Annotated in this window: 7 protein-coding genes; 4 read left to right on the top strand and 3 right to left on the bottom strand. The window is 45.9% G+C overall.

Going from position 1 to position 7,484, the window contains the following annotated elements; translation table 11 throughout:
• The 3 genes from Q0C19_RS09665 to Q0C19_RS09655 all read left to right on the top strand — a co-directional run.
• Nucleotides 1–548: ATP-binding protein (locus Q0C19_RS09665; protein WP_295055485.1), on the top strand; the 548-nt coding region annotated here is incomplete at its 5' end.
• Nucleotides 549–629: 81 nt separating this feature from the next.
• Nucleotides 630–884: a YfhL family 4Fe-4S dicluster ferredoxin gene (locus tag Q0C19_RS09660; RefSeq protein ID WP_295055483.1), complete on the top strand. Its 255-nt coding sequence runs from the start codon at nucleotides 630–632 to the stop codon at nucleotides 882–884.
• Nucleotides 885–2,348 (top strand): Ppx/GppA phosphatase family protein, encoded by a 1,464-nt coding sequence (locus tag Q0C19_RS09655; RefSeq protein ID WP_295055481.1) that lies wholly within the window; start codon nucleotides 885–887, stop codon nucleotides 2,346–2,348. It begins immediately after the preceding gene.
• Between the two features lie 137 nt (nucleotides 2,349–2,485).
• On the opposite strand, the gene bamA is transcribed toward Q0C19_RS09655, so the two are convergent.
• Nucleotides 2,486–4,723, bottom strand: coding sequence for an outer membrane protein assembly factor BamA (bamA, locus tag Q0C19_RS09650; RefSeq protein ID WP_295055480.1), 2,238 nt, complete (start codon nucleotides 4,721–4,723; stop codon nucleotides 2,486–2,488).
• Between the two features lie 115 nt (nucleotides 4,724–4,838).
• On the opposite strand from bamA, the gene Q0C19_RS09645 reads away from it, so the two are divergent.
• Nucleotides 4,839–5,675: a prephenate dehydrogenase gene (locus tag Q0C19_RS09645; RefSeq protein WP_295055478.1), complete on the top strand. Its 837-nt coding sequence runs from the start codon at nucleotides 4,839–4,841 to the stop codon at nucleotides 5,673–5,675.
• Here the strand turns inward: Q0C19_RS09645 and Q0C19_RS09640 are convergent.
• On the bottom strand, nucleotides 5,668–6,804 hold the full coding sequence (locus Q0C19_RS09640) for a tetratricopeptide repeat protein (RefSeq protein ID WP_295055476.1): 1,137 nt from the start codon (nucleotides 6,802–6,804) through the stop codon (nucleotides 5,668–5,670). The two genes, Q0C19_RS09645 and Q0C19_RS09640, sit on opposite strands and share 8 nt — an antisense overlap.
• The coding region (locus tag Q0C19_RS09635; RefSeq protein WP_295055474.1) for a hypothetical protein at nucleotides 6,801–7,484 on the bottom strand (684 nt) is incomplete at its 5' end. The genes Q0C19_RS09635 and Q0C19_RS09640, both read right to left, overlap by 4 nt.

The raw sequence follows: 7,484 nt of genomic DNA, 5'->3' as shown, positions 1-7,484 counted from the left end.
ATCAAAGTGTCGATGAGATGAATAAAATCGTTGCCTATATTCTCAATATCGGCCGACAGGAAGGGGCACAGCTCGAAATTCCGGTACAAATCGATATTATCCATATCCTCAAAAAATGGGAGGGAGATTTTAAACTTTTGGCCAACAGTGAAAACAAAACACTCCTGACCCGTTTTGAGCCCGATGCCTACAGTGCTGTCTTGCAAGTGACCCTGCTGAATCAGATTTTGCAGAATTTTTTGCAAAATGCTCTCAAGTTTACTCCGGCAGGTAAAACAATACGCTTTCAAAGCCATCTCAATGGGGTAGGAATCGTTATCGAGGTGATCGACGAGGGATGTGGCATTGATGAGAGTATCGATCTATTTGCCCCCTTTAAACGCCAAGGAAACAAATCCGGGGTTGGGTTGGGTCTCTTTTTAGCCAAAAGTGCCGCAGAAGCAATCGGTGCTACAATCACCCTTACCAATAGGGACGATGGAATCGACGGCACCTGTGCTCGTCTCATTCTCCCTTCGAAACTGTGTTGCGTCATTCCGCAAAGGTAATATTGAGACGTTTAAAACTCCTCAAAGGTTCCTTTCGCTATAAATCGCGCAATAACCAAATATAAAACCGAGGTTTAACCTATGCCATTACTAATAGTCGATGAATGTATCGCATGCGACGCATGCCGTGAAGAGTGCCCGATGGATGCCATTGAAGAGGGCGATCCGATTTATATCATCGATCCAGACCGCTGTACCGAATGTGTAGGAACCTACGATGAGCCGGCTTGTATTGCGGTTTGTCCTGTTGATTGTATTATCCCTGACAAAGACAACGTGGAAACGATGCAAGAATTGCTCTACAAACACAAACAATTGATCGAAGAAGAGGAGTAAATGGCGAAATGTACCGCTGTTATCGACATCGGAAGCAATTCCATGCGCCTTGCGGTATTTCAAAAAACCAGCCGTTTTGCTTTTCATATCCTTCACGAAGTTAAAAGTTCCGTTCGTATCAGTGAAAATGCCTATAAAAACGGTGGATATCTTCAAACCGATGCAATGGACCGTACCGCTCTGGCACTGGGTGAGTTTTTATCCATTGCCAAGTCTTTCGATGCCCGAAAAATCCTCTGCGTCGCTACCTCTGCCGTCCGTGATGCCCCGAATGCCAATACGTTTCTCTCCCGAATACAGCGTGAGTACAATCTTTCGATCAAAGTCATCAGCGGAGAAAAAGAGGCCTATTTCGGTGGAATGGCGTGTGCCAATCTCCTCCCTCCTATTTCCGAAGCACTCAGCATTGATGTCGGGGGTGGATCGAGTGAATTTGCCCGATTACGAAACGGTAAAGTAGAACAGCTCTATTCGCTCAACATAGGAACCGTTCGGATTAAAGAGCTTTTTTTTGATACCGATAATATCCCGGGTGCGATTGAGTATATCGACGAAGCCTTAAAACAGCTCCCCTCGCTCAGTGCCGATACCCTCATCGGAATCGGAGGAACTTTTCGTGCCCTCTCCCGAGCCTTGATGAAAAAACAGGACTATCCGCTCAATAAGCTCCATGCCTACACTACCGACAGCGACACTTTTTTACATTTCTCTGGGCAAATCATGGATGCAACGCCTAAAAAGCTCAAATCTCTTTATATTAAAGCGGACCGCTTCGATACGATCAAGCCCGGGACTCTGATTTTGGAACGGATTATCCGCCATATTCAAGCCAAAACACTGGTGTGCAGCGGTGTGGGTGTTCGAGAGGGGGTATTTTTGAGCGATCTTCTCCGCAATTCCGGAGATACGTTTCCCGCCAATTACAACCCAAGCGTCCGCTATTTGCTCGATACCTACGGACAACACAGCACTCATGCACAACAATGTGCCCACTTGAGCAAACGTCTTTTTGAACTTCTGCATGTTTCTCTCGGAATTAATCCCTCTCATCAACACGAGCTCTCTATTGCCGCGAAACTCCTCTCCATCGGGATAGGGATTCGATACTACGCATACCAGCGTCATAGCTATTATTTAGCTATGAGTGCTCTCGACTACGCACTGAATCATTCGCAGATTGCGTTAATCTCTCATCTTCTCTTATTTAAAAAAGGTCACAGCTCCTCCTCTTTGGTCTCCAAAGAGGGGTATGGACAGCTTTTGCCCGATGATGCAACGCTTGATGGGTTAAGTACCCTTTTGTGGCTTTCTCACATTCTATTGGCCTCACGGGTCAATGCCTCGGAAATAGATATACGTATGGAGGGCAATACATTAATGATTAGCGGAAAATACCTCTATTTGGCGCGTGAGCAACTCAAAAATATTGTTCTTCCTAACAATCTGACGGTGGTATTTGCATAAACAAGAGAGAGTAGTAGGTTTGTGGCGAATTCATGTGCTGTGGATGCGTCGAACCATGAATATCGTCACAACCTTCGGCAAAACAAGGGTACCGCTCACGAAGCGATATTTCCTTGAGCGCAGGGCGACGTGAAGTATTAGAATCGTTGTCCGATTGTAAATTCGAAATGGGCGATATCATCCCCAGCCTTGTCACTGATCGGATTGGCGAATACAAGCTGAAGCGGTCCGACAGGGCTAAACCACTCTAATGCTACCCCATAACCGCCCCGTTTGATTTCACTCATGCTGTTTTCACCGATCATTCCGTAGTCGACAAAAGCCGTCGCCCGCATTTTTGCTTCGGGAACGAGCGGTACGCTGAATTCAAGGTTATTCGAAAAGGTTTGGGTTCCGCCGATTTTATACGGATCTCCGTTTCTGTCAACACCGCTTGTCGGTGAAAGAGAGTATCCCTGATATCCGCGAACCGATCCGATTCCCCCCATATAAAATTTTTCGCCCAACGGCAGATAGCCGCTCTCGCTGGCATAGTTGAAGCGGGCTTTGTAGCGAAGGATCAAGTCAAAATCGGTCCACTTCTGAAGCCCTTGATAGACACTGAAACTGGTACGGCTTTTCCAAAACTCCGCATCACCGCCGACCCCTGCCATTTCAATGCTTTGCGATAGAATCATCCCTTCTCGCGGAACGTAATAATCATCGGTATTATCATACGTTCCTGAAACAACCACCGAACTTTTTGAATAGCTTTCATAATAGCGGGCATCCAATGTTGTTGTGTTGAGATCGATATTGCTATAGCTGTTTTGAGAGTAGTTGTACCCTACATAACCGTTTACATAGCGGTTAAATCGGTGACCTGTCCCGATACTTATCCCTTTTGATTCAGTGGTATAGCTGTCGTATTCCGTCGAGCTGTTGAATACCGAGAAATTGCCGCTGAAATCACTGTCGTTCAAACGAGGGTTTGAGATATTGAATGAGTAGTTGCTGGTACGCTGAGATTTTTCGAGGTTTAACCCTACATTGATCCCTGAACCGAAAATATTACGGTCGCTCACCGCAACACTGACCAAAATTCCGCCGAAGCTTCCGTATCCTCCGCCGATTTGGATATTCCCGGTCGGTGCTTCTTTGGCTTGGACGATCAAATCCATCGTCTCATCATCAATCCGCTTCTCTTCGATCGTATTGCTCTCGAAATATCCGGTACGTCCGATCGCATTGCGGGAATCTTTGAGATTCGTAAGGCTGTAGAGATCACCCGGAGCCAAGAAAAGCTCACGGCGCACCACTCGATCCAGCGTACGGTTATTTCCAGAAACGATGACATTACGGATATGTACTTTTTTGCCCGGGATAATGCGGTAAACGACATCAACCGTTTTCCCCTCTTTATCTTTTTTCAAGTCCGGTTGTACTTGCACGTAAGCGTATCCCAAATCAGCAATTTTGGTTTTGATCCGCTCGGCATCGTCACGGAATGTTTTGATGTTAAAGGGCTTGTTTTTCTCCAAAGTAATAACATCCAAAAGGGCTTGATCTTCAATGACTTTTGTATCTTGAAAAACCAAAATATCCGATACGCGGTAAATATCCCCTTCAAAAATGTTATAGCTCATCTGCGCCGTATAGTGATCAAAATCGACCGCCACAAACGGTTCATCAATTTTCGCATCTAAAAAACCGCGCTGCATGTAAAAGTCACGGATACGGAGCGGATCGTACTGCAACTCGGCAACTTTCATTTTACCGTCATTGCGTCCCCACATCCATCCCATGAACTGCTGTTCTTTATTCGCGATCATACTGTCAAAATCTTCGGAATCTTGCGTTAAAACTCCCGCATACGTCAGTTTTTTAATGATAATCTCTTCACCCTCATTAACGATGAAGCTAACCCGCATACTGCCGTTTTCAAGTTTTTCGGTCTCAATCTCAACGACGGAATCAATTTTCCCGTCCTGACTCAACGCATCGATAATCCGTTTCTTGGCATCCTCAACCCTTTTCGGGTCATACAGGGCACCTTTATCGATTTGAAGCAATGTTTTTTTCGCCTCTTCGTCGTTCTCTTTGTACCCTTTGAGCTCGATTTTAGAGATGATCGGTTTCTCTTTAAAGTGAAATGTCACTTTTCCCTCATCCTCATCCGCCCATACGTCTTCAAAATAGCCTTGATCAAAGAAATTTCTAACCGTTTTATCGACCGAAGCAGCATCTAAAGGTTCGCCGATTTTAACCTCATTTAGCCGCTTTGCAACAGCCTCGGAAATATGGACCATGCCATCATACTGAATCGATTGGACGTTTTGCGCAGATGCATGTACTAATGCACTTGCGACGATCAAAGAGAGGGTAATTGTTTTCAAGCCAAAGTTTCCATTGCGTTAAAATAGTCTCCCATTCTATCACTCTAACGATTAATTGGAGCGTAAATTAAACTTAAAAGGGCTAAAATGGCACGATATTGCGCAAAGGGGCATCATGAAGATCGGTATTGTAGGGTTAGGGTTGATGGGGGGTTCAATGGCGCTTGCGCTAAAACACCTCTCTTTCATCTCTTCCATCGTCGGATGTGATCACAATGAAGAGCATCAGAAGATAGCACTGCAACGGCGACTGGTCGAATCGTTTATGAGTTTTGAAGATCTTAAACGTGAATGTGATGTGATTTTTTTGGCGATCCCCGTTAACGGAGTTATCGATTTTCTCCAAAAGTCGACCGATTTAGTCGGCACGGAGAAAACTTTGATCGATTTGGGCAGTACCAAAGCCCTCATCGTCGATGCTATCCCCCCTGTGATCCGTGCCAATGTCGTTGCCGCCCATCCAATGACAGGAACAGAGCAATTCGGCCCAAGTGCCGCACTGGAAGGGCTGTACGCTGAAAAGGTTGTCGTATTGTGCGATTTGGAACACAGCGGAGATACGCAGCGAGATACGGCGCTTCGTATTTTCCAAGCGATCGGAATGCAGATTCGTACCATGGGTGCGGCACAGCATGACCGCCATGCTGCTTTTATCAGCCATATGCCCCACGTCATCTCCTATGCACTCGCGAACACCGTATTAGCCCAAGAGGAGAAAGAGAATATCCTCACCCTCGCTGCAGGGGGATTTCGATCAATGAGCCGTCTGGCAAAAAGTTCTCCGGCAATGTGGGAAGATATCTTTCGCCAAAACCGTGAAAATGTCCTCGAAGCAGTTGAACTCTTTGAAGTAGAACTGCAAGCGCTCAAAGCCGCTCTTAAACATGAAGATTACGCCGAACTGCGCCGCGAGATGAAGGGTGCCAATAAACTTTATGAGATTTTTACATAGGATAAAGGCGCGTTTTTATCTCATTCATGTTCTTCTTCGGTAATCGTGGGGAGTCATGTGAAAGCGTTTTATCTTCGTTGAATTTTCTGTTCTCACTTCTTTTACTCTTTTTAGAGATTTTAGCTTCACAGACGGAAAGATTATAGGCTACTTTTTGTGCTAAAAGACGATCGGCAGTATGGACTTTCCGATACCAATAAAGCGCTTCTTGATATGCTCCGGCTTTGTAAAGGGCATTGGCAATGTTGTAACGTATTTCAGGAGAGTCATGCGTCTTTTGATACGATTCAAAATAGTGCGCGCTTTGACGAAAATCCCTTTTTTCGTATGCTTCATACCCGTGATTCAGTTGTTGAAAGTCTAATATCCCCCCATGGCTGGGAAGATTACCGATGCAGAGTGTTATCAAAATCGTCGCGGCGGGAACACTTCTGCGTTTGCTCATGGATGAAAGGGCTATCCAAATCAACAGCATCGCCAACCCCAAAGGATAATAGAAAAGGGGGATATGAGCATACAGACGCTGAGCGGTTTTGATTTGCTCTATCCTTGATTCGATACCAAAGAGCTGTGTATTACGCTCATATACCGGATCTCCGATGATGATCACTGTTCCCTCATCGGATCGAAATTTATCGACCAATGAACTATCGCTTTTGAACTGCCGCATCGATTCCGGGTCCAATCCGCCGACCAGCTCTGCCGTCATTCTCGTATCCGTCGTATAGGGGACTATCCGATAGAGTTGCGTATCGTAGCCGATCACGGCAATATTCACCCCTTGAAGACGGCGGATCGTATCGATCGCCGAGCGTTTTTCCTCTTCAAACGCAAGAACCGTTTTTTTCGAGAGGTCCAAAGCGATTACAACGTCTCCCCTCCCCCCATTCGCCGCTTCATCTTGGAATATTACCGGCTGGGCCATGGCGATGATCAACAAAAGTGCGGCAATCAGAAATAAACTATTCCGAGATCGAAGCCCCATCGTGATTTCCGAAGCATGCAGACGCTTCAAAACGGCATCGTTAAAGAGCGCCGATTGAGGAGACTTTTGAGTCTGCCAGAAATAAAACAGTACGAAAATCGGCGGGAGCATCCACATAAAAAACTCAGCATGCAAAAAACTCATCGGATCCCTTTTTGATTGCGTCCGTACAAATATGCCAGCATCGCCACGAAACCTAAAAAGAGGGGATAGACGTAATAGTAGTCAAAATATCGATGAGCATGTTGAATCTTATAAGGAGGATAAGTACGATTGAGCGTATTCCCCCACTGCGGCTCTTTACTCGGAGAAACAACGGCACTCTGAATCCCTGAGGGCAACGAGGAGACGAATGCTTTTGATTTATCTGTGAAAACTACCGCCATTTTTTTCCCCTCCGGTGATGTCGCAAAAAAAGAGTTGAGCCCTCGATTAACGGAGATGGAAACATCTTGTTTGGGAGTTTGATTCAAAACAGATACAACCGTTTGGTGATCATACGTCAGAGGAATAACCGTCATAGGAGGTACCCAAAGCGCAATTCGCTCATCGGGACGGCTCTCGATAAAGGAGATCATCTGGGAGATCGTTTCGGATTTGATTAATGAAGGATCGACGACGAAGAGAATATCCCATCCGATACCCTCGTGAGCCACCTTATGATCGCGAACGGGCGACATCAACGCAACGATCAAAAACGTGATCATCGCCCATTTGGCAATCCACAACCATATCGGCGGCTTTACCCCTATCTCACCGAATAAAAGAGGGCGAGGGAAATAGAGGGGATTGGATCGAAGCGGGCAAAGCGCTTCACAGGCGAG

This window comes from Sulfuricurvum sp. (genome assembly GCF_023250475.1).
GTDB lineage: Bacteria > Campylobacterota > Campylobacteria > Campylobacterales > Sulfurimonadaceae > Sulfuricurvum.
This window is presented reverse-complemented; position numbering and strand designations above follow the sequence as displayed.